The sequence below is a fragment of the Schaalia sp. JY-X169 genome, from assembly GCF_014069575.1.
In the GTDB taxonomy this organism is placed as follows: Bacteria; Actinomycetota; Actinomycetes; order Actinomycetales; family Actinomycetaceae; genus Scrofimicrobium.
Genome location: NZ_CP059675.1, coordinates 651,970 through 675,160 on the forward strand (window position 1 = coordinate 651,970; position 23,191 = coordinate 675,160).

A 23,191-nucleotide genomic window follows, 5' to 3' on the forward strand; every position below is an offset into this window, starting at 1 on the left:
CCATGCGACTCAGATTCATTCTGTCGGAGACCGGTAAGGGCCTGTCCCGAAACAAGGCGATGGCAGTTGCCGTCATAATTGTTACCTATATTTCTCTTCTCTTTGTTGGTGTTGCTGCGCTCGCTCAAATCCAGGTCAACATGTTGAGGACTGACTGGTACGACAAGATCGAAGTTTCGATTTACATGTGCGCGGCAGATGACCGTGCGCCGTCTTGTGATCTTCAAGAAGCGACTGAAGAGCAGATAGACGAGGTACGCACACGCCTTGCGTCGGACGACCTCCGGCCGTATGTCGAAGAGGTATACGAAGAAACAAAGGAAGAGGCGTTTGCAGCCTTCCAAGAAATGTACGGTGACACCGCATTGGGGGACTGGACCAGTGCGGACATGCTGCAGTTCTCTTTCCGCGTGAAACTTGTTGATCCGGAGCAGTACGAGATCATTCAGGAGGAGTTTGGCGGAAGCCCCGGTGTCTCCGAAGTTCGGGATCAGCGGGAGCTTGTCGAACCAATGTTCAATGTTATCGAAATGGCGAAGCTACTCTCTCTCGCGCTTGCGGGGATTATGACGATTGCGGCTGTCCTACTGATCACGGTAACGATCCGATTGAGTGCAATGAGCAGGGAGCGTGAAACCCAGATCATGCGTCTGGTCGGCGCGTCGAACCTCTTCATTCAGGCACCATTTATGGTCGAGGGCGCAATCGCAGCACTAGTTGGGGCAGCCTTGGCGGTTGGGACACTGTTTGGTGGAGTCCACCTGTTGGTTAACAACTGGTTGGCCGATTCGTTCAATTGGGCCCAGTTCATTGGGTTCCAGGAAGTTTGGATGATCACGCCTCTTCTGGTGGGAGCAGCTCTTCTGTTAGCCTTGGTCGCATCTGCATTCTCATTGGCCAAGTACACGCGGGTGTGATACATGAGTTCAAACAGTAGTCAGAAGAAGAATCCGGCTCGACGTCGACGCTGGATACAGTTTGGCGCGATCCTAGCGGCAGTTGCACTAGTGATGATGACGGTCTTGTCGATCCCCGCGATGGATGCGTCCGCAGATGAGCGGTCGGACGCGGTTCAGCGACTCAATGAGAGCCGATCGAAAGTTGATGGCCTCCAGGACAAAGTTGAGGGCATCGATGCGGAGCTAGCTTCCCTGTTTCGGCAGATGGAGCAAACCAAGATAGATGTTGCTACCGCCCAAATTGAACTTGTTGATACAGAGGCAGAACTTGCAGAAGCGCAGCGCAACCTCACTACAGCGAGGGCCGAGCTGCAGGAGGCTCAAAGAGAACTTGATGAGCTCACAACTGCGGTAGGTGTCTCCCAGAGTAATGAGGGTACTCTTACCGCTGCCGTCGGGGATATGGCCAGAGAGCTGTACCGGGGGAAGTCCACCTCGACCATGCAGGTGGTCATGTCTGCTGAGGGGACAGCAGAGATCAACAGCAGAGCATCTGCGGCCAGCAGCCTGGGTCGGGTCCAGTCCAAGGCACTTGATGAAGTTCGCTCTTCATTGGTGGTGCAGGAGAACCAGCAGGAGCGTCAGACCGCGATCACCGAGAGAATTGCTGTCCTAGAGGCCGAGGCCAAGGCTGCAGCGGAGGCTGCTGAAGGAGCCAAAGCGATTGTCGAGGACAAGCTGGACGCCTTGGAGGAGCTGCAGGTAACACAGAGTCAAGCAGAAGCTGAATGGAACGCGCGTAAGAGTGAAGCGGAGGCGCAGTTGGCTTCCTATGACGCTGCCGGTGCGCAGGCTGCCTCGGATATTGCGCGAATTGACGGGGAGAATGCTACCAATCAGACAGTATTCGAGAGCGGTGGAGGCTCAGCTTCTGCATCCTCTGGCGGAGTGTTTGGAAATCCGTTCAGCTTCAGTGCCCCTGTGACCTCAAATTACGGGTGGCGAGTCCACCCCATTTTCGGCACTCCCAGGCTTCATGATGGAACTGATTTCGGAGCGGCGTGTGGAACCCCACTTTTGGCAACACGAGCAGGACAAGTAACGTCGGCCGGTTGGCTTGATGGACTTGGCAATCAGGTCACCATCAACCACGGGTTGGTGAACGGAAGCTCGATGGTGACAAGATCAGGGCATATGCAAAGCATTGCAGTATCGGCAGGTCAGTCTGTGTCCCGCGGACAAATTATTGGATACACGGGCACCACCGGTAACTCGACGGGTTGCCACCTCCACCTGTCCCTGTTTGTCAACGGGTCGAGCACTTCAATCCTCGGCTATATGTAAGACTGCCTGCTTCGTGTAGGCATCCTCGACCGGGAGCCTACCTTGCGAGGTGCGACCACCTCTGTTGGGAGCATTCTTCATGCTGTATGCTGACGCGCTGATACCAAATGGGGATTGAGAGATGGCAAAGAACTGGAAGCAACCCAAACCCACTGAGGGTGAGCGCAAGAAGGCGCTATCTGACGAGAAGAAGGTCGTCGCCCGCAATCGTCGTGCCAGACACGATCTAGAGATCGAGGACACACTTGAGGCGGGGATCGCCCTCGGCGGTACCGAAGTGAAGGCGTTGCGGATGGGTAGAGCGTCTATTGTCGACGGGTGGGTAGAGTTTGACCGCGGCGAGGCATGGCTTTACGGAATCAACGTTCCCATGTATTCGCAAGGGTCGTGGAATAACCACGCGCCCACTCGTAAGCGGAAGCTTCTGATGCACAAGTCGGAAATTGAGAGGTTTGCGCAGCGCGTGTCGGCCAAGGGATACACGGTTGTGCCATTGGAGTTGTACTTCATTGGGGGTCGGGCGAAGGTAGAGATCGGCCTTGGCCGAGGTAAGAAAGAGTGGGACAAGCGGCAAGCGTTGAGGGAAAAACAGGATGAACGTGAGGCTCGACGCGCAATGAGTAACTACCTCAAGAGACCCACCAGGGCATAGATGCTATAGCAATTACTAGTGGAAGCGTGTAAAGTTGCTGGGCAGTGTTGAATTATCTCGTTGAGGTAGTTGATGCTGGCGTTGAAAACTCAATAGGGGATGATCGGTTTCGACGGCGGTTGTCGATCGAGGGGAAGCGGGTCGAGGACGTGCGCTTTGCTCGTTAACGATGCGTACAAACAATTAAGTGCCGAACAGAAGAGCACTGACTTCGTCCTTGCTGCCTAATCTAATTAGGTAACAGGACCTTTAAAAGTCCGTCAGCCCGGGGATTGCTTCTTCCCCGGTTCCTGGCGTCGTTTAGGAAGCCACTGGAGTTCCGCAGTGTCAATGGGCGGAACTCGACACTAAGTTGACTGAGCCCATTCGGTAGAGCGTTTGCACTATGCCGAGGGCTGAGAAATTGATTGCAGACTGCACCCGGAGAATATCTCGGGGCCAACCGTCGGACGCGGGTTCGATTCCCGCCATCTCCACTTCGAGGGGAAGTGTCGAACTCTTTTGCGAGAGTCGGTGCTTCCCCTTTTTCTTTTGCTTCTCGCAGGTCAGCGAGGGTGATCTCGGCGGCTCCGCCGAAGAACCAGGACGCGATGGTGAGGGTGTCTGGGCTGAGGAAGATCTTGTCTACGAAGTATTCGAAGAGTAAGTCTCTGGTTTCTTTGGTATCCATTGTGGCGTGGGCGAAGCGCTGGTAGAAAGTGCCGATGGAGGCTTCGTCTTCAAACAGATTCGCTTTGACGTGTTCGGCTTGGATGGCGGCGTCGAGTTCTTGTTTTTGTTCTTCGAGTGCTGACATTGCGGTGGCTGTGGTTTCGTTCATAATGCCCATGGAGATGGCTTTGACGAAGTTAGCTAGTTTGCCTTCAACATCTTTGCGACGGGATTCTAGGCCTTCGAGGATTTCTTGGCCGCGGCTGTGAGTTTCCCGGTAGTGGTGAGCCATGTCTACTGCGAGGGAAGCAAGCATTTCGGTGTCATCAAGGAACGATTCCACAATGTTGACTACCCGGTCTTCAACATGTTCTTTGCGCACTGGTTTAGCGGTGCACTGTTTCTTGCGCTGGTTCAGGCAGTAGTAGTAGCGGTAGGTGCGCTTAGTTTTCGAGGTGCCCGAAACTCCTTCTAGCGGCCCGCCACACTGTTCGCAAAATAGTCTTCCGGTGAGCCAGTAGTCCGGTGCTGCTTCGCCCAGTGATTCGAGCTCGGCTTTGGTTTTGGACCCGAGTCGCTTGTTCGCGGCGAACTTCTTCTGCACTTCTGCGAAGGTTTGGCCATCGATGAGTTGCGGCATCCCGCCGGGGATAACGTGCCCGGCGTAGGAGTATTCCCCAATGTAGGCGCGGCTTTTGAGTAGTTTGTTGAGGGTTTTGGTGGTGAAGTGTTTGCCGTAGGTGGTGCGGATTCCGGCTGCGTTGATTTCGTCGGCGATCTTTTGCATCGACTTGCCACGGGCATAGTCATCAAACATTTGCTTAACCACTGGCGCGGTCTGCGGATCGGGAATGTACTTCTTGTCGGGCCCGGTGAGGAAACCAAACATTTTACGTCCGTTACTGAGACCTTGCTGAGCGTTGAAGTTCACGCCGCGGCGGATGTTCACTGACAGCTGCCGTGAGTAGTACTCAGCGAAGGCGTCATTCATCCCCTCCATTAGGATCGAATCAGGGTCATCGGTGGGTGAAAAACCCTCAATATATTGAAGTCTCGCGCCAGCCAATCGGATCGCGTTTTTAACCCTGAGTAGGTCAAGACGGTCCCGCCCGAGCCGGTCATTTTTCCAAACGACGACATAGGCTGGTTTGATCGACGGCAGTTCACGCAGCATCTGTTGAAACTCGGGACGGTCTGTGTTGGTGCCGGTCTTGGCTGCGTCTGAGTACTCCCGTACAACTTGGAGACCCCGGGCCTTGGCCCAACGATGGACTAGGTCACGCTGCTGCTCAATGGAGGCTTCGTTCTGCGAAGCGGACGAATACCGGTAGTAGCCTACGACGAGGTCGTTCTCGTTAAAATCCGGAAGATTGTATTTTCTACTCATGACTGTTCCTTCAAAGTTTGTAATGCATTCCAAACGCTAGTTGCAGAGATACCTGTTGCGGCAGCGATTTCGCGCACCGATTCGCCTTTTTCGTGGCGGGCAGTAATAACAGCCCGCATGTCTTCGGTGAGTACCGGTGGGCGGCCCCCGACTTTGCCGCGGCGTTTAGCAGCCTCTAATCCGTCTTTGGTCTTCCGGCTAATGTCTCTGCGGCGGTCTTCAGCTAGCGCCAACGCCATATCGAGCACGAAGGAGCGTTCGGTGTGTTCCCCGGCGGCTATGCCGTCAAGAACCTTAACAGCGATACCGCTTTCAAAAAGGTCGTTGAGAACTACCAGGCCTTCGAGGAGGTTGCGGCCCAGCCGGTCTACTTCTTGCACGGTGAGCATGTCTCCCGGGCGCAGGTATTCCAGTGCTGCTTGCAGCCCGGGCCGGTCAGCTACTTTCAGCTTGCCGCTGACCTTCTCTTCGAATACCTTGACGCATATCGGATCCAAGGCGTCATGCTGCCTGCGGGTGTCTTGCTCGGTTTTACTGACTCTCACGAGTCCGACGAGTGCCATCACCGCCACCTCCGTTCACTTAACGTGTTCATCTAAGCTTACCTCATAACTATCTTCTTGGACGGGTTGTTGAACAAATCTCCGGGTGAGATCTGCGATCCGGTGCTTTGATGGAGGTTGTTGTTCATTCGGTCGTTTATTGAACAACGTAAACAAGTCGTAGCACCGCTTGAGATATGCGGAGTTGATGGTGAGCGGACTGCTTCGCAGGGTAGCCCCGCCACAAGGCAGGGCCGGGAAACTGCCCGGAGAGTAGTTTGCACAGTGTAAGTGCGTCAATTCATTAGAGCATGACAGGCCAGCTGTGTTGACTGCTTTCCGATCACCTCTACTGATCAGGAGAATCCCACATGAAAACTGCAATAGATACCCATACGCCGCGCGCCTGGATAGGCTGCTTGGCCTGTTACAACGAAGGCCGTCTTGTTGGCGAATGGTTCGACGCCATAACTGCTGACGAAGTAACGCCGGAAACACTCCACGGCGAGAGCGCTGTGGCTGAAGCCCATGATGAACTATGGGTGATGGACCATGAGAATATTCCCGTCTCTGGTGAGATGAGTCCAGAGGAAGCTGCTGCTTGGGGCCGTGCCTTTGCTGATGTTGATGAATACCACCGTGCCGCAGTGTTCGCTTGGGTCCAATCCGGTGACTATATCGCTGAAGGCACCGGAGATCTGCCCAGCATTCCTGATTTTGAGGAACGCTACTGCGGACAGTGGAGCGATTTTGATGAGTATGCCCGCAACCTTGCCGACGAGATCGGTTTGCTGGACGGTATCCCGGAAGAGATAGAACGGTACTTTGATTGGGACCCCTGGATCCGAGACCTGCACTTCGATTACACCGAGTGTGATGATCCCGAAGGTGGAGTGTTCGTATTTCGGATAATGTAGTCGCCCTTACCCCGGAGCCTGCTGGCTCCGGGGTAAATGTTTTCTTACCAGCGTCCATACTCGTCACCGAGCTTCTTTGCGCCCTTGAAGATCAGCCATCCGGCTCCCACTGCTCCAGCTACCGCGCCGAATGCGATTAGCGCTTTTTGCATTGCGGTTTCTGCTTGTAGGAATGAATCCCAGGCCCAGCCGAAGATCGGACCGATCCCCAGAGCATGCGAGATGCCGATAGTAAGGCCACCGACAACGAGGAGCACCGCAGCGAGCGGCAGAATAGCTAGGGCCATCCTGCCTGCCGCCGTCCAGGTAACCTTTTTAGAGAGCTGATCCAAACGATCTTCGGCGTTATCGATTGCCTTCACCGTTTTGGCGGCGGTCTCAGTAACGGACGCGACTTGTGCGGCGGCATCCTGAATCTGCTTCGCACCCACGGTTGCGGCCCTAGTTTCCAGAGTCTCCAACTGCTTTTCGAGACGAGATACCGGACCTTCCACAGCCTTAGCTAGCCGAACATCCAGCACAGCTACGGCTTGTGCAGTGAGAGATGTGGTGTCAATCTCGATCTTGCCCTGGGCAGCCAACGCTTCCGCCTGGTTCTTAAAGGCTGAGGTCAGTTTCTTGAGTTCGTTCTGGATAGCGTTCGCGAGCTTGAATGCTTCGAAGTCGGACTGCTTTAACTTGGTTCCGTTTTGTAGCACCACGGTGCTGTTCCCCGCCAGTGTCGCCGACATCGTTTCTACTGCCTTGACCAGTTCGCTGAGCAACAAACGCTGCTCGGGCTGCTGTGAGTCTGTCAGCAATTCGGTGAGCCTCGCGGTGTTTTCTTCTTGCTGCTTCAAGCTCTGGGTGTTTTCGTTCGTCGCTACCGTTAACTGAGTTAATTGTTCCTCGATAGCCGGTAACCTTTCGTGCAACTCGGCCATATTTTCCTCCCGATCGTCCTTCTCCATCATTTCGTCGAGTAATCCCATCATCCTTACCTTTCTGTGAGTGATAGCTGAAGATGCGATCTGCACCTTCTTTAGTGAATTCCGGTGATAGACCGGAAGCCTTTTTACGGCCGAGCTTTCCGTTATCTTCGCGCCGCATTTTGAATGTCCAACCGTCACGGTTCGTAACTACGAGCGTCACTCCGTGCTCAGCTAGAACCTCTTCGAACTTGTCTTGGGCAGTTGAGCGCGGATCCGCAAGAGCGGTATAAACCTTGTCCCCGAGGATCTGCTCGAAACCTCCGGTAGTGAAGCTTTCCCGCCGGAGTTCCCAGTCCGGCTTGGGCTCCGTCGGATCTGGTAGAACTTGTAGACCTTCGTCTTCCATGAGCTCGTCATTGAGCTGGTGTAAACCGTGCCGCCACGATGTGTAGCGTTGCAGGCTCCCGCCGGTTAGATTGTCATGGTTGATCACCAAGATATGAGCGTGTGCGTGGCCACCAGCCGAATCCGCGTGCACGACGACCATATAGTCAGCGCTGTGCATACGCTCTGCTAGTTCCGCGGCAACATCCCGAACCTGGTCCAGGTCCGTTTGTGCGGTGACATCGAATTCGTCGGGGTGGAATGCCAACACATAGGAATAGAGTTGGTTTTTCCTGCCGTGAGCGTGGGCAAGGTTTTCAGCCCTAGCAACAAACTCGGCAGGAGTGGAGCTGTCACCCTCCATGGAGATCGCGATCGCCGAGGCCCTAGTTTTGCCGTCAACTAGGAGCTGAGTTTTTCGGTCTTTGGAATTCCCATACAAAACGTAGGAAACGGAGCCCGAGGCATCCTTAGAGGGGCGAACGTTAACGGTGCTCATATGCGCGTCCGATCCCCAAAAGAGTCGCGCAACTGATCAACTGCTGCCAGCACCTCATGCAGCAGCGCCTCATCAACGGTGTTGCCTTTGCGCAATGTCTGATTGAGATTCACCCCGACGCGACGCAGCTGCGCAATAGCCCGCGCTTGCTCCGGATTCGGCGCAGCCAAAGCTACCTGAATCAGCTTCGATTCCAGGCTCCGCCTAGAATCAAGTGCATCGAAGATGACGGCGCGAGCCCAGGTGCTGGGCCTCACGCCAAGGACTCGGGCCCGGCTCTGGATCTCTTTGCGCTCCGAGACTGTGAGCCTTATGTCGAGCGAAGTAGCCCTTCGCTCGGGCGTCACCTCAGCCCCCGGAACAGCGGGACCTGTGCTGCCGCGACTACTAACCCCGCGAGCCTCGGATACTACGCTTTGCTTTGTGTCTCTCCCGGGGTTAGTAGTCAGGCCAGCAGGGTACTTGTCGGACATCTCGCTGTGGCGAGAGTCTTCCAAGTACCGCTGGCCCCCGTCCTCAGCAACGTTGTTGCTTGCGGGCGGCGGGGAGTGAGGACCGTTGTTACGGTCCTCAGCGAACGGATCGAATCGTGTCACGATTCCTCCTCTTGCGGCTGACTGCTGTCAGCCTTTTTAGTTGAACTCGCTGCCTCATCTTCCCGCTGTGCAGCAGCTTCCTTACGGAGGTGCCAGGCACGCTTGGCGGGCAATGACCGCTGCTGGTGCTCGAACTCGTTTAGCATTTTCTTCAGATTTTCCATAGCTTTTTCCTTTACTAGTTGGGCCGAATATCATCGGCTGTGGGGTGCGATCCTGAAGGTATCGAAACCATCCGATTTAGGTATGGTTGGAGCGCGTCGATAGGCAACATTTGCGCAGCGCGTTCCGGACGGCGCGCGTTGTCCCAGTCACCTCTGGTAACCGTCCCTAGGCCCCATTCGCTGAGCCAGTCCAGCCGGTGCTGGACGGTGAATGACCTATCTGCCAGTGTCGGGATAGTGATTACGCCTTGTCTGTGCGCCATCACGAGGGACATCAACACGGAGCGCTGCGGAGTGACGATACGGCGGCCCCTCCCGTGAGTGAATCGCACGTCCCAGTCCCGCCATTCCTCAACAGTGCGAAGACACCCAGTCTTGGCGATATCCCGGGCTAGTTCGCGTGCCCGCAGACAATCCGCTACCGTTTCCCAAGGTTCGGTGGTGAACGTTGCAATCTCGTGCTGGGTGCCATCCGGAAGGAGCACCCACTGGTTTGTCATCGAGCCCATCACTGGGCGCCGTTTCAGGTCATAATCCATTGAGATGGAGCGTTCAACCTTTGAGGGTATGAAATCTTTGCGTTTATCCCGGCGGCTTAATTCCTGGAATGAAGGAAAACGCGTGTAGCCGTTCGGGACGCGACCTTCGCGAGTAACGACGGCTCGAAGCAGAAACTCCCGGTCTTCAATACTGTCGGGGACGATACCTTTCGGTGCTTTCAGCCCGTTGTGCGCACAAACCCCGCCGAGTTCCAAGGAAACATTTCCGCGCGTGGTGAAATTGACGAGGTCGCCTTGGGAGTGTTTCGCTTCCCAGACCATCGGGTCACCAGTGAGCGCGAGGCGTGACTCTCGGAGAACATCGGCCAGTCCGTATAGGTCGAGTGCCTCAACCACAGGAGGCTGTACGTCAGTAATGAAGCCATCGGTAGTTACGCTGTAAACATTGCCACCGCCGGTCGTGATCTGGTTCAGTGCGGCAAGTAACTGTGCTCGCACCAAACTGGTAGTCATCGCCGCATGATAGGGGCTCGTAATACCGGAACCTCCAACTGCATCCATCTCTTGCGAATGTGCGTTCCAGGCCCGCTGCTCAGCAACATCCTGTGCCGTTTTACCGTAAACCGAATTCACCGCAGTCTTCAGCGTTTTCTCTTCGATACTTCCGGATCCGTACATCACTTTGGCAATGTTCCGGTCATCAATAAGCTGCTTGACTCCGTGGCGTAGTGACTTGCTCGGGGAGCCGTCCTCAAGCGTTAGAATCCGCCCGATAAAGCCAATCTGGCAGAAAACTTTTGCGCCCAGTTTCAGCGCAAGCCACAGCTCGGGTCCACATACCCATGTGCCCGCTACTCCTTCGGAGGTGCGAGGATAGACCAAGGTTCCGTCAGCGACGATTGGCAGAGTTGGGTGAGCAACATTTTCGGGGAATTCGAAAGAAACGAATCCCACAAACGGGGATGTTGGGCCCGGCACGTCATCCAACGTCAATTCCCGTTCATGAACTACCTCTTCAATGGCTCCCGCTTCCCAGTCAAGATCATCAATAAGCGCCATAGCTGTTGGGTACGCATTCTGAGCATCAATATCTACGGTCGGGAACGGATAGAACCCGGGCATTGGGCACGAGTTGAGACCGCCGTGATAGGCACTTGCAAACGTGCTCATCAGTTGTTTCGCAGATCCATCTACCGGATTTCGTCCCCGCTTGGAGTAGAACGTAAGCCGGTCGCCGTCTTCGATGATTTCCACACCATCGTCTTCATCGACTAAGCCAGCGAACTTCTTGCGAAAATCGGCCGTGCTCTCCGCGTCTAAATAGGACGAACCGCTGTTAACTAGTGCCGAGGCAGCTCCACCGGATAATGTCACCGGTGGAACGACACCGTCTCCCCATAGCCGAGCCATATACTCAACAACGATCACAGCATCGTTGATCCCGTATTCGAGGAAATCTTCTAGGTGTTTTTCCCGGTATTGACTCATTCGAGAGATCCAATTATCCGGCACCTCAAGTTTCGGGACACCGCAAGCAGCACCCAGATCAGCGAGACTCTTTTGCCCTGCAGGGGCATGAGCCATTGAGTCCCTAACTGTGACCGACAACGATTGCCACCAATAACCGTTTGCGCTGCCTTTTTGCATCCGAAACGGAAGGAGGGTCACGAGGCCGCCAGCAGCTGACGTCAGCCGCGTTAGGTGATCAACATCCCTTGACTTTTCATCGATACGAAATGCTGTGAGGTCGGCACTGCCGTAGTGACAAGCTATAACTAGCGGAACACGGAACTTTGCCAGCGCCTCACTGCGGTCGAACGGATCCTCACTCCAGAACGCAGACCGCGCTACTCCACGAGGCCCCACATCATCCGACACTAGGTACGACTTCCAGAGTTCAGCCGCTTCAACAACGGTCCACAACGCGGTATGCAGCGATATCCGGTCACCCGTCAGCGGCAGGATCACCACCTCGACCATCGCTGAGGGGTCCAGCGGATCCCGAGTGCAGAACTGATACGAATCGATAACCCTGGTTCCGTCGACCGTCGTGAACTCTGTGTCGAAACCTACGACGATTCCTTCTTTGCCGGTGCCCATGGCGCGCACCGATTCGAGCCCACCGAACGCCGTCGCTGAAATCGACACGGCAGTAGCAACAACACCGGAGCCGCTACGGTCACGCGGTCGTAACATGGGGCTCCCCATAGTGGCTATTGACCGTGCCAGATTTTCTGCCGCCTGACCGGGACGAAATTCAGTCTCGATATCGTCAGAAAACTGTGGCAGAACCGCATTGCCACAACTAGCGACGGTATTCGGAGACAAAATATGTCCCGAAACTCCGGCGTTAGCGGGCAAAGTGCCGGAACCGGGTACCGTGTTTCGCGACCGCCGCCGCACGAGCACCTCGAAGACTGCCGCAGAACTCCCAGCTCGGCTAGACCTAGCATCAACTAGATCAACAATCTGATGCGATTCCCACCCCGGTGCGCTCATTTGTTGCCACCACGGCTTTCCTGAGTCGCGGAAGTTGTCGCTACAGGAATTGCCAGAGATTCAAGGTCCGCGAGTCGTACCTTTACACGGGACCCAATCTTGACCGCAGGCAGGCGACCATCAGCAATGTATTTCCGAAGGGTCTGGTAAGCGCCGAATCCAAGCGCAGAAGCTTCTTTAAGAGATAGGTAACGCTTTGTATGACATTGTTGGTTGGGATGTCCAAATTTTCCCATGTTCGACTCCAGACAGCAGTAACTGTCCGGAGAGGGGTGCTTTCCCGGCTATGTCTGGGCGGCCTGATGTGCCGTGCTCAACTCACTAGCGGAAATCCGCCGTTGCTTTCCAGGAGCGCTAACTCCCTACCCAGCCTCTTGCTCAAATAATCTTGGAGGATCTACCGGCTGCTAGCCGTTCGGTGTGCTACACCGTGGAACGTTTATAAACGCCCACCCTCGGGGTGATCCCTCTCTAGCAACCTAGCAATCGCGGTAACTAAAGCACTAATCGCGAGTCTACCATGGGTGTCAAGCTAGAGCAATAGGTGCCGCTGTTTACCACCTTTCGGTGTATTGCTGAGAAGCAACTTTTACATCAGAACAAGGCTAGAGCAACAGGCAACCAACTACGAGTTGACTGATATGCGATTTGAAGCGGGTATTTGTCAGACGTCCTGGCTAAACTGAAGGAGTAATAACGTGGTGATCAGTGTAGGAGTGGACTGCAGCCTAGGGGGAAGAGGAAGATGCGCGTGATGGAGATGACCTTGTTGGTGTCACTTTGAGCCGACTTTTCGAAACTGTATGGGTGAACATCAGTGACTGAAGCATTCGACTTTGCTGGTGCTAATACTTCTCAGAGGGAAGCAATCTCAACCACTGAGGGCGGCCTATTAATAATCGCTGGGCCTGGAACAGGCAAGACTTTCACGCTTGTGAACCGCGTCGTCTATTTACTTGAGCAACTCGCAGTCGAGGCTTCACAAATTTTTGTGGCTACTTTCACTGATAAAGCGGCAAAAGAGCTAGTCACACGAATCTCGAACGAGCTTGACCGACGCGGCATCCGGGCAAACGTAAACGAGATGTATGTTGGCACTTTCCACTCTCTTGCTCTCAGAATCATAAAAGAGAATCTCGAGTTCACGCGCCTGAAAACTGGTTTTCGAGTACTTGACTCCTTCGATCAGTCATATACGGTATTTCAGAATTACCACCATTTCGAGGCAATCGAAAACATCGAGATGATTCTCCCAGGTAAGAGCAAGTGGCGGAACTCTTCTACGATAACTAAGTGGGTTAACGCACTATCTGAAGAACTAATCACTGCTTCTGAATTGAGCGACGATCTCGACGTAGAGACCAAGGTACTCGGCGAGATTTACGAGGTTTACCTTCGTGTAATTGACGAACAGAATCTTCTTGATTTCGCAGGTATCCAAGTCGAGGCTCTTCGGATTCTCCGAGAGAACGACGCCGTACGTAAAAGATACACCGATCAGCTTCGCTACATCATGATCGATGAGTATCAAGACACCAACTATATTCAGGAACAGCTTGTTTTCTTGCTCGGTGAGAAGCATAAGAACATCTGTGTTGTTGGTGACGATGACCAAGGCCTATATCGCTTTCGTGGCGCCACAATCCGCAACATTCTTGAATTCTCCGATCGATTTGAGGGTAGCGAATGCAAGACTCTTCAACTCACAGAGAACTATCGCTCAACGCCGGGAATAGTGGACTTCTATAACAACTGGATGGAGACGACATCCGGATCGAAATTCAAGTTCGAATGGGACGAGTACAGGTATCGCAAAACTATCGTTGCTGCGGGTGAGCCCGGACCCAACTGTCCAACTGTTGTGAAAGTAGCGGGCAAAGAGGATGCCGATGAGTGGCACAAAGAGATCCTGGCGTCCATCCGCGCGATTGAAAGCAGCGAAAGTTTCACAGATCTCAACCAGATTGCCTTCCTCTTCCGCTCGGTGAAGCATCCCTCCGTAACGAAGCTCGCCGAGTTTCTAGAGTCAAACGGCATCAACGTGTACTCACCGCGCTCGGGTCAGTTCTTCGACCGATATGAAGTGAAGCTTGCTTTCGGCTGTCTGATGCTCACTCTGCCGAATTACGTCATAGCACTTGAAAACGACGAGTTCCACTGGTTACCTGATGACTACCATCGTTTCATCCTTTCTTGTGTGGTTACTGCCAACGAGTATCTAGTCGAATCCAACAACTTCGATTTACTCAAGTGGATCCAACGCACCGGTCGCTCCCATGCAGGTATCACTGAACCCACCGACTATGCGTTCTCGGGGATTCTCTATCACCTATTCTCGTTCGAGCCCTTCTTGACGATGCTGTCAACCTCCATGGACTCCGGGGTTGTAGATATACGGCCGAGTCGAAATCTAGCGCTTCTCACACAACTGGTAGCGAAATTCGAGTACCTCCACCACGTCACTCTGCTCTCACCTAAACTTTTCCAAGGCAAGCGACAAATCGACTCCCAAACTGAACGCCTTTTCAACCTCTATCTGCGGTTGCTCTACCAAGGTGGGATCGCCGAGTATGAAGATGACTCTGAGTACGCACCTTCAGGCTGTGTGTCGTTCCTTACTGTTCACCAATCTAAAGGGATGGAGTTCCCGATTGTTTTCGTTGGTTCACTCAACGCTGTGCCGAGAAAGCAAGAAGACGCGCTACTCACGATGGTTCTAGAACGTCATCAAAAGCGTGCGGAATTCGAGCCTAGAGATCAAGTAAAGTTCTTTGATTTCTGGAGACTTTATTACACCGCATTTTCCCGTGCCCAAAACCTTCTCGTCCTCACAGCAAACGAAGAGAAATCAACGCCGTCACAGTATTTCCGTGACGTTTACACGCCGTTACCAACATGGCGAGACGGGGGCTTCAACCTTTCTCTCTTCGACTTCGAAACAGTAAAAGACGTTAACCTGAAACAGGCTTTCTCCTTCACCGGGGACATTACTGTTTATGAAACCTGCTCTCTGCAGTACAAGTTCTTCAAAGATCTAGAATTTGCGCCGGTTCGAGTAAACGCGATGCTTTTTGGCAGACTGGTCCACCAAACGATCGAAGACATCCACCGGGCTGCGCTCCGTGGGGAAACCAGCCTGATCACTCCGGACAACATCGACGCGTGGTTCAAGATGAACTATGAGAACCTTTCCAAAGCTGAGCGCATCTATCTAGCTGAACCTCAGCAACAGGCGGCGCTTGAACAGGTTCAACGATATGTGTTGCGTCAGCGCGGAGACTGGTCGCGCATTAAAGAAGCCGAGGTAGACGTGTCACTCGTCAAGGCTGATTACATTCTTGACGGCACCATTGATCTAATCCGAGCTGACGATGGGTCGGTAGAGATTATCGACTTCAAAGCTACCAAGAAGCCCGATATGGTCTCGGATCACGAAATGATAGAACGGTACCGGCGGCAACTGCATGTATATGCTCACCTCGTCGAAGAACGAACCGGTGAGCGGGTGTCGAAGATGCATCTTTACTACACCGGAGAAGAGTCTGGTAATCCGATGATTTCCTGGCCATACTCCAAAACTGCTATCGAGGCTACTGTCACCGTCTTCGATGAAGTGGTGCACAAAATCCTCAACAAGAACTATCAGCAGCGAGCTGAATCCTTGAAAACCTGCAAAGAGTGCGACTTCAACGCCTACTGCGCAAAGAAAACGAACGAGAAAGAGGCTGCCCGATGAGTGAACATAAGCAAGAACAGTTTGAGTTCTTCGATTTACCGACGATTAAGGGTTTCCCCGAACTCCGTTGGACAGGGAAGCGCCCCTACCGCTCGACCCTCTACTACCCGGCACAGCTTCGGGAGCGCTACGGGGATGAAATCAAATCTGGTCCCCACGAAGGCTGGATAAACAAACTTTTCTGGGGTGACAACCTCCAAGTAATGAGTCACCTCCTCGCAGAGTTCCGCGGAAAAGTGGACCTCATCTACATCGACCCACCCTTCGATTCAAAGGCTGACTACAAGAAGAAGATCAGTCTACGAGGCAAGACAGTCACTAACGATGCGTCTTCCTTCGAAGAGAAGCAATACGGTGACATCTGGACCAACGATGAATACTTGCAATTCATGTACGAGCGCCTAATAATTTGCCGCGAGTTACTCTCGGACACCGGTAGTATCTACTTGCATTGTGACTGGCATAAGAGTCATCACTTGCGCATGATCATGGATGAAATCTTTGCCCCAAGTAATTTCCTTAACGAAGTGATCTGGGCATACGGCAGCGGCGGTGGAAGTAAAGATCGTTTCGGACGTAAACACGATACGTTGCTTTTCTACGCGAAAAAGGAAGGCCGTCACCAGTTTTTCCCTGATGAGGTACGCGTACCGTATTCAGCGGTGATTCCAGATAAGTGGGCAGATAAGTTTGACCCTCGGGGCAAGTATTGCCCTGACACCTGGGACATCTCTCGTCCTCCAAATCATTCGGCTGAGTGGGTAAAATACCCAACCCAAAAACCAGAAGCTCTCCTGGAGCGAGTGCTTCTTGCGTCCTCAAAGCCCGGAGATATCGTATTCGACTGTTTTATGGGGTCCGGAACAACTCAAGCCGTTGCTATGAAGCTCGGTAGGAAGTTTATTGGATCTGACATAAACCTCGGCGCCGTTCAAACCACCTCTAAGAGGCTCCTAGTGATTGCCGAAGGGATTGAAGCTAAACGAGTCAGCCTACTCGACTCCGACGACGAGGAGTTGCAGAAGTTCACTGGATTTGAAGTGTTAAATGTGAATAACTACGACTTCTTTAGGAATCCAGTTGAGGCGCGGCAACTGCTCATTGAGGCTCTTGAGGTCCAACCCTTCCCAGCAGCTAATGTGTGGGATGGTGAGCTGGATGGGCGAATGGTGAAGATTATGCCAGTCAACCGGATTGCGACCAAAGCTGACTTGGAAGAGCTAAAGGCTAACCTTCCGTACAAGACCTATGAAAAGCGTAAGGAAGAAAACCCGGGTAAGCCGGTAGAGCGCATTACTCTTGTTTGCATGGGGCACGATGCCGATTTGAAAGCATCGCTTGAAGCTGAACTGGCTGACTACAAGGTAGATGTTGAAGTAGTTGACATTCTTCGTGACCGGAAGGACCTGCATCTCAAGCGTGAGGCAGAAGCTGAAGTTGTGCGCGAAGGCGGGAAGCTCGTTATCAGACAGTTCTACCCGCTAAACCTTATGCAGAAATTGTCGATGCAGAAGGAGTTTGTTGATGATTGGCGGCAACTTGTCGAATCGGTAATGATCGATTGGAACTATGACGGTGTCGTTATGGAGCCAACCATTACCGATGTTCCTAGTAAAGACGAATTGGTTGCCGGATTCTACGAAATCCCGGATGACGTTGGAACTATCAGGGTCAAGATCACTGATCTGCTCGCTGAGTCACTTGAAGTCGAGGTGGGGTAGGACGTGGCTAAATCGACTAAGACTTTCGACAAAGAGTTCTCCTTCTACTCCGAGCTCTGGCGGTTCTATGCTGCGAATAGAGGCAAGATCAGGTCCCGGTACAACGACTTAACAAAGAAATTCCTCGCCTACAACGACCCGGCTGACAACTCGGGAGCATTCTTGCGCCCGCCGCAGTTCGAAGCGCTCGAGATGTATGTATTTATTAAGGAGTTTCTAGACAATCGTCAGGTGTATGAGATCTTCGACGAGTGGCGCAAACGCGAAGGGAAGTTTGCAGAGCGTTCTTACTATTCCATCTCTGTTGAAGGGCAGGCTCGGTTCTTTGATGACGTCACAGAGGAGCAAACCGATCTGCTCTTCAAGCAGATGAAGGCGTACCGGGAGAGCTACTCGAACTACATTTACGCGCTGACCATGGGGCTAGGGAAAACCATTCTCATGGCTACGTGCATTTTCTACGAGTTCTTGCTTGCAAACAAGTATCCGAAGGATAAGCGCTTTGTCCATAACGCGCTGGTTTTCGCCCCAGACAAAACCGTGCTCGAGTCTCTTCGCGAAATAGTCACCTTCGACAAGTCAAAGGTGATTCCTCCCGAATACGCCCGCATCCTTGACCAAAATGTGAAGTTTCACTTTCTAGAAGACACCGGATCTTCACTACAGACTCTAGATGGATCCGACTTCAACATCATCATCTCAAACACCCAGAAGATCGTGGTGAAGAAGAAGCGCACCAAAGGCACTGCTGTCGAGACACTGTTTTCAGCGAAACCTTCCTCACTCCTCGGCACCGTATTCGGAACCGAGGATGAAAACGGTGAAGGTGAGATTAGCGACGAAGCAGAGTTGATTGAAAACCAACGATTCTTGAAATTGACCAGGCTCAAGCAGCTAGGAGTCTATGTAGACGAAGCCCATCACCTCTTTGGAGCTGGGCTTGAGAAGGAACTCCGAGGAAAGACGCAGGCCAAGACTTCGTTACGCGACACCATTAACATGCTTGCAGAGCGTACCTCCATAGTTGCTTGCTATAACTACACGGGTACACCTTACGTGAAACGCCAGCCGTTACCAGAGGTTGTGTACGCCTACGGGCTGCCTGAGTCGATTAACAAGGGGTACCTAAAGCAAGCCAATGTGAAAGCCTTCGAAAATGTGAAGAGCGAAGAGTTCCTAAAGGAAGCTGTGACTACGTTTTGGGCTCGTTACGGTGAACATACCTACGATGGTTTGACCCCGAAGCTCGCGATTTTTGCTGCGACCATCGAGGAAGCGCAAGACGAGGTGCGCCCAATCGTAGAACGAATCATTGCGGATCTTGGGCTCGACGCTTCGAAGATCTTAGTTAACGTCGGAGACACCAAAGTAACGAAAGACGAAGACATCCGGAACTTCAACGATCTTGATAAGCCTGGGTCGGTTGGAAATGAAAAGCAGTTTGTTATTCTCGTGGGCAAAGGTAGGGAAGGCTGGAATTGCAAATCGCTCTTCGGGGTTGCGATGTTCAGAAGCCCAAAATCAAAGATCTTTGTGCTGCAAGCCACGATGCGGTGTCTCCGGCAGATCACCGATGAACAGCATTCGGCTTCGGTGTTCCTCTCGAAAAGCAACTTCGACATACTCGACGCTGAACTTGAGGACAACTTCAACATGGATCTCGATATGCTCGGAGGCGGTGAGCCGCCAGAGCGGAACAGTTACCAAGTTCGTGTGATGCCACCACCCCGAACCATCACTTTGAAGCGCATCTGGCGTGAGTACACTCTAGAAGAAACCGGATACAACGGACCGATCGATTTCGGACTTGAGGATCTAGACCTATCGAAATATGCTGCGACGAGTTTCGAGAAGAGCAAACTCACCTCGCAAACTACCGTTAAGGAAGAGAACGTAGACCATCTACGCGAACGGGTCCGATACTCTCAGTTCTCGCTTGCTGGTGAACTTGCACGTTACCTAAATTTGTCGCCGATCTTTCTTGACAAGATCCTCCGCGAATCAGTAGACGGGGCAGACCTGATTCTTCAAAAGGTCAACGACTACAACGAGGTATTAGACGATGTCATCGTCCCCGGTATCTTTCACGCGATGTACGAGATATCTAGTGAGATCAGATCTGATGACAGAGACTTGGTGCTACTACACGAACCGAAGGGGCGTGGCTACTACGAGTTTAGAGCCAAACCTGAGCTCGTTATACAGCGCAACTCTTCCAAGGTTACGGACCAGCAGCGAGACAAGAGTTTCCACGCCGACACCTACTGTTTTGACTCTAAGCCGGAGCAGCAGTGTTTCTGGCAGTATCTAGAACAAGATGAAGTCGCAGAAGTGTACTTCACCGGTATGTTCACTGCGAACCAAGGGGATCTGGCTATTCAATACTACGATCCAGAATCAAGACGCATACGTTCTTACTACCCAGATTTTGTTGCACGGATGAGAGATGGATCCGTGCAGCTTGTCGAGGTAAAGGGTGACAACATGATCGACGACAAGATTGTGAAAGCCAAAGCACAAGCAGCAACAGAGATGGCCACCGCGGCAGGCGTGGATTACAAGATGTACGCCTCATCGAAGATCATGACCACGAATGTATTCGCTCCAGAGGAACCCGCTGATGCAGTTGAACCTACACTGCTAGACGGTCCTTAACGACGTAGAGGATGAGATCAGCGGTCTGCGGTCGACCTATTCGACCGAAGGCGCAACCTTATGTATAGCTATTGTTGGCCGGACTGCGAGCCAACACATTCGAAGGGCCTCTTGCGGGGCATAATTGTTTTAGGCTTGTAGTATTTAAGGTTTAGCGGAATTTACGGGGAGGAGGAATCATGTCTGTTGCCCTTGACCGGACAGCAGCAAGTCTGTTTTCAACAGCGCTGCTGCGTCCCATCGTGAGGGGAGAAGATAATCCTCTCCTCGCTGCTCGGCTAAACGATTATCGAACGCAGGTAGGTGGGGCCAGTAGCCCCAACAGCGAGATTCTGAGAAGTGCTTACTCGCGACTACGTCGACACTACCGTAATGAATATGTATACAAGAACTCGATTGCTCAACGACTGTTCATAGGAAGACATCGCGCGGCAAACTCTGCGCTGCTGCAAGAGGTGCCCATTGGTGAATCGATTGCGGATTGCCTGTTTGTGAATGGCGGTGTTACTGCTTACGAAATCAAAACAGAACTTGATACTAGTACGAGGCTACTAGCGCAGATAGAGGATTATTACCGAGTTTCAACTCAAGTTTTTGTTGTCACGCATCGGGGGCTAGAAGCAACATACCGTGAAATTCTTTCTGATTCACCGGTCGGTATTATAGTGATGAACCCTGCCTGGGGAATAAGTGTGCGTAAAGCAGCAGCCGAAAGCAAAGAGAGCCTTGAGCACCAAGCATTGTTTAACCTTCTGCGGGTAGAAGAACGACGGGTTGTACTAGAACTAGCTGGTATTCCCGCTTTAGAAGTTCCGAACGGTATACGATATAAAACATGGCTTGACCTAGCCATGCAAATTGATGTGTGTAAATTCCAGTCATTGGTGTCATCTCAGCTCAAACAGCGGCAAAACGCTCTTCCAGATCTGGTGGTCAAGGATCCTCGTACCGCTCCGCTGCGCTCGGCCTTATTGAAAATTGGAGTCTATAAGAGTAATGAAGTGCTCAATGTTGATCGCTGGCTTAGTGAGGAGCGCTAGATGTACTTTCCATACTTGAGAGGCAAGCAAAACGAGTTGCTTGCGATACGTGAGCTAGCGGCAGAAGGCATAATCGGGGAATCGGTACGCCCGATTATTGAACCGGTGAAGGTCAATCTTTCATCGGGGATGCCGCGCCTAATGGAAGCGCTGTCTGGCAAGAATATTGTGCCGCTAGTTATTTTGAACCCAAAAGTCGGAGAAATTGCTGAAGACCAACACGGCGTTAGTACAGTTTCGGATTTCTTCTTCGATAGTAAGTTTAATTACGAGCCAACTTTGTTGTTGGATTCAGTTGAAGGATTCGAACACCAGGTGTCTCAACACCAAGCAGTTCTAGAGAAAACCGGAAGGTTTGCAGTGGTGGCGCCCGGCGGTCCTGGGGTTGAGACTCTACAGACTGCCCGCAAGATTCTTGACAATCAAAACCTAGTGCCAAGCACTTTAGTTGTAGCAGCCCAGTCGTACTCGAGAGTTAAACGTGCATGGGATACAAGCGAACTTGTAACACTCGTAGACCCGTTCAAACCTGAAGATAGAAACGCTGACTACGTTAACAACGGCGAAGAAGAGTTCTCCGACGAATACTTCTATTTCAGCGATGACGGATGGAACGGTGTGTCCGATCACCAGACCATCGGCGCTGGCTGGACAGTAGGAGGGTTCACCCCTCGAGTAGTCGCTATTCACTGGACGTACAAGGACCCTCAGGTCGACAGGATAATGATTAGGCACTTTACATCAGGCGGCGTGGAAAGCCTGCAAGGGGATGTCGCATCTAAGTTCCTCACCGCAGCGCAGCACCTAGTCAGATTCTTGGATGCGCATCGTATTCCAGACACTCTGGGTTCTCGGCAAATTCGTAGACACGTGGGGAACGAAACTTTCCCAGGCTTAGGCCCGGTGAAAAAATTCAGCATAGAGAATCATATTGAGCTGATAGCGCGGGTTGCTGAATCATAATGCGGATTTGTAGTGATTGTTTTCACGCTCCATCCTGGCCAGCAAATGCACTCGGTGAACCGTCAAGCGGAAAATGTTCATTTTGTTGCAAAGTGCGTAAGTCTTGGGAACCGAAGGCGTGGTCTGAGCATCTACTAGGGTTACTCGATCTATATGATATAAGTGCTGAAGGATTGCCCATCGGTGAGCGAGTTCAAAAGGACTGGAGTCTGTTTAGGACTGACAGGACTGATCTGATCAGTGATTTCATTGTCGAAGCCGTTAAAGGAACTGAGTACAAAGTTTCTCAACTCACAACCATTGAACCTAAGAGGGAAGCGGGTTTAGGGTTGGTGGGTAAATGGGAGAATCTCTCAAATGAGTTAAGGAATACTGATCGCTATTTCGCGGTCGGAGCAGTCGATTTTCGGGATTCCATTTCCGGCCTTCTACGCCAACATACTTCCCTAATGAAACAAGGAAATCGTCTTTACCGGGCTCGTGTACATGAGCAAAGTGAGCAGTTTGCGCCCAAAGACCTCGACGCTCCTCCTAAAGATCTGTGCACACCGGGCCGAGCTAATCCAGCAGGTATCCGTTACATATACTTGGCGCATTCACACGATACAGCTATTCACGAAGTCAGGCCACAACGCGGTGCCGTGGTAGCTTTTGGAGAGTTCGCTGTCCAAAGAGATCTGGAACTTTTCTCTCTAGTGACGAATGATGCGCCCGACTTTTTTGGCGACGGAGCAAGCGACGCTCTGGACGTACGAGCTCTAGTGCTCGCTTTAGCTGAGCAGCTTCAAGCACCAGTTCTTCAAGCTTCTGGTCCTATTGATTATGTCCCGACCCAATACCTTTGCTCACTTGTCCGGGCTGAGGGGCTTGACGGTGTTGAATACCCTAGCTCTCTGGATTCTAGCGGAACCAACGTAGTACTCTTCGAGCCGGATGATGTCAAAGTCAATGACAATATTGAATATGTACGTATTGATACAGTTTCCGTGGACTGGTCTGTGACTACACTTCCGGACTTAGGGGGAAGCTAATCAGCAGGTGACTACTTACCGCCCAGAGTTCGACACGTGCCCCCTGAGCTCCACTCGAGAAATGGTTGAGACATTACTCGTATCAGAAAAGCCCGGTTTT

Annotated in this window: 17 protein-coding genes, 1 other RNA gene and 2 pseudogenes; 12 read left to right on the plus strand and 8 right to left on the minus strand. The window is 52.4% G+C overall.

Going from position 1 to position 23,191, the window contains the following annotated elements; translation table 11 throughout:
• Positions 1–2 precede the first annotated feature (2 nt).
• From ftsX to H2O65_RS10445, 5 genes are all read left to right on the plus strand, one after another.
• Positions 3–917, plus strand: coding sequence for a permease-like cell division protein FtsX (gene ftsX, locus H2O65_RS02900; protein WP_182142105.1), 915 nt, complete (start codon positions 3–5; stop codon positions 915–917).
• A gap of 3 nt (positions 918–920) precedes the next feature.
• Positions 921–2,243, plus strand: coding sequence for a M23 family metallopeptidase (locus H2O65_RS02905; protein WP_182142106.1), 1,323 nt, complete (start codon positions 921–923; stop codon positions 2,241–2,243).
• A gap of 121 nt (positions 2,244–2,364) precedes the next feature.
• On the plus strand, positions 2,365–2,895 hold the full coding sequence (smpB, locus tag H2O65_RS02910) for an SsrA-binding protein SmpB (protein WP_182142107.1): 531 nt from the start codon (positions 2,365–2,367) through the stop codon (positions 2,893–2,895).
• 95 nt (positions 2,896–2,990) lie between these two features.
• Positions 2,991–3,374: a transfer-messenger RNA gene (gene ssrA, locus H2O65_RS02915) on the plus strand.
• Between the two features lie 437 nt (positions 3,375–3,811).
• Complete coding sequence (locus H2O65_RS10445; protein WP_259349566.1) at positions 3,812–4,021, plus strand: hypothetical protein; 210 nt, start codon at positions 3,812–3,814, stop codon at positions 4,019–4,021.
• On the opposite strand, the pseudogene H2O65_RS10620 reads toward H2O65_RS10445, so the two are convergent.
• Positions 3,953–4,933 (minus strand): annotated as a pseudogene (locus tag H2O65_RS10620) (recombinase family protein); the annotation flags it as partial. The gene H2O65_RS10445 and the pseudogene H2O65_RS10620 overlap by 69 nt on opposite strands.
• On the minus strand, positions 4,930–5,496 hold the full coding sequence (locus tag H2O65_RS02925; protein ID WP_182142108.1) for a recombinase family protein: 567 nt from the start codon (positions 5,494–5,496) through the stop codon (positions 4,930–4,932). The pseudogene H2O65_RS10620 and the gene H2O65_RS02925, both read right to left, overlap by 4 nt.
• Before the next feature lie 350 nt (positions 5,497–5,846).
• Here H2O65_RS02925 and H2O65_RS02930 point away from each other — a divergent pair, with 350 nt between their 5' ends.
• A complete protein-coding gene (locus H2O65_RS02930) occupies positions 5,847–6,392 on the plus strand; it encodes an antirestriction protein ArdA (RefSeq protein ID WP_182142109.1) in 546 nt (181 codons plus the stop codon).
• Between the two features lie 44 nt (positions 6,393–6,436).
• Here H2O65_RS02930 and H2O65_RS10450 read toward each other — a convergent pair whose 3' ends face one another.
• The 6 genes and pseudogenes from H2O65_RS10450 to H2O65_RS10630 all read right to left on the minus strand — a co-directional run bounded on the left by H2O65_RS10450 (position 6,437) and on the right by H2O65_RS10630 (position 12,181).
• Positions 6,437–7,501 carry a hypothetical protein gene (locus H2O65_RS10450; protein ID WP_259349567.1) on the minus strand — a complete coding sequence of 355 codons (1,065 nt, stop codon included), beginning with the start codon at positions 7,499–7,501 and terminating at the stop codon, positions 6,437–6,439.
• A gap of 202 nt (positions 7,502–7,703) precedes the next feature.
• Positions 7,704–8,186: pseudogene (locus H2O65_RS10625) on the minus strand (relaxase/mobilization nuclease domain-containing protein); the annotation flags it as partial.
• Complete coding sequence (locus H2O65_RS10350; RefSeq protein WP_220458776.1) at positions 8,183–8,782, minus strand: plasmid mobilization protein; 600 nt, start codon at positions 8,780–8,782, stop codon at positions 8,183–8,185. The gene H2O65_RS10350 and the pseudogene H2O65_RS10625, both read right to left, overlap by 4 nt.
• Positions 8,779–8,946 (minus strand): hypothetical protein, encoded by a 168-nt coding sequence (locus tag H2O65_RS02950; protein ID WP_182142112.1) that lies wholly within the window; start codon positions 8,944–8,946, stop codon positions 8,779–8,781. The genes H2O65_RS10350 and H2O65_RS02950 overlap by 4 nt, the downstream gene beginning before the upstream one ends.
• A gap of 14 nt (positions 8,947–8,960) precedes the next feature.
• Complete coding sequence (locus tag H2O65_RS02955) at positions 8,961–11,642, minus strand: hypothetical protein (protein WP_182142113.1); 2,682 nt, start codon at positions 11,640–11,642, stop codon at positions 8,961–8,963.
• Positions 11,643–11,941: 299 nt separating this feature from the next.
• The gene (locus tag H2O65_RS10630) at positions 11,942–12,181 is read right to left on the minus strand and encodes a helix-turn-helix domain-containing protein (RefSeq protein ID WP_398396877.1); all 240 of its coding nucleotides are present in this window, start codon (positions 12,179–12,181) and stop codon (positions 11,942–11,944) included.
• Between the two features lie 581 nt (positions 12,182–12,762).
• Between H2O65_RS10630 and H2O65_RS02960 the strand changes: the two genes are divergently transcribed.
• The 6 genes from H2O65_RS02960 to H2O65_RS02985 all read left to right on the plus strand — a co-directional run bounded on the left by H2O65_RS02960 (position 12,763) and on the right by H2O65_RS02985 (position 23,091).
• Positions 12,763–15,681 carry an ATP-dependent DNA helicase gene (locus H2O65_RS02960; protein WP_182142114.1) on the plus strand — a complete coding sequence of 973 codons (2,919 nt, stop codon included), beginning with the start codon at positions 12,763–12,765 and terminating at the stop codon, positions 15,679–15,681.
• Positions 15,678–17,402, plus strand: coding sequence for a site-specific DNA-methyltransferase (locus H2O65_RS02965; protein ID WP_182142115.1), 1,725 nt, complete (start codon positions 15,678–15,680; stop codon positions 17,400–17,402). Before H2O65_RS02960 ends, H2O65_RS02965 begins: the two co-directional genes overlap by 4 nt.
• A gap of 3 nt (positions 17,403–17,405) precedes the next feature.
• A complete protein-coding gene (locus tag H2O65_RS02970) occupies positions 17,406–20,057 on the plus strand; it encodes a TnsA endonuclease N-terminal domain-containing protein (RefSeq protein WP_182142116.1) in 2,652 nt (883 codons plus the stop codon).
• Positions 20,058–20,236: 179 nt separating this feature from the next.
• Positions 20,237–21,097, plus strand: coding sequence for a sce7726 family protein (locus H2O65_RS02975; protein ID WP_182142117.1), 861 nt, complete (start codon positions 20,237–20,239; stop codon positions 21,095–21,097).
• On the plus strand, positions 21,098–22,060 hold the full coding sequence (locus tag H2O65_RS02980; protein WP_182142118.1) for a sce7725 family protein: 963 nt from the start codon (positions 21,098–21,100) through the stop codon (positions 22,058–22,060).
• Between the two features lie 173 nt (positions 22,061–22,233).
• Entirely contained in the window at positions 22,234–23,091 is an 858-nt protein-coding gene (locus H2O65_RS02985; protein ID WP_182142119.1) for an RES family NAD+ phosphorylase, read from the plus strand.
• Positions 23,092–23,191: the final 100 nt, after the last annotated feature.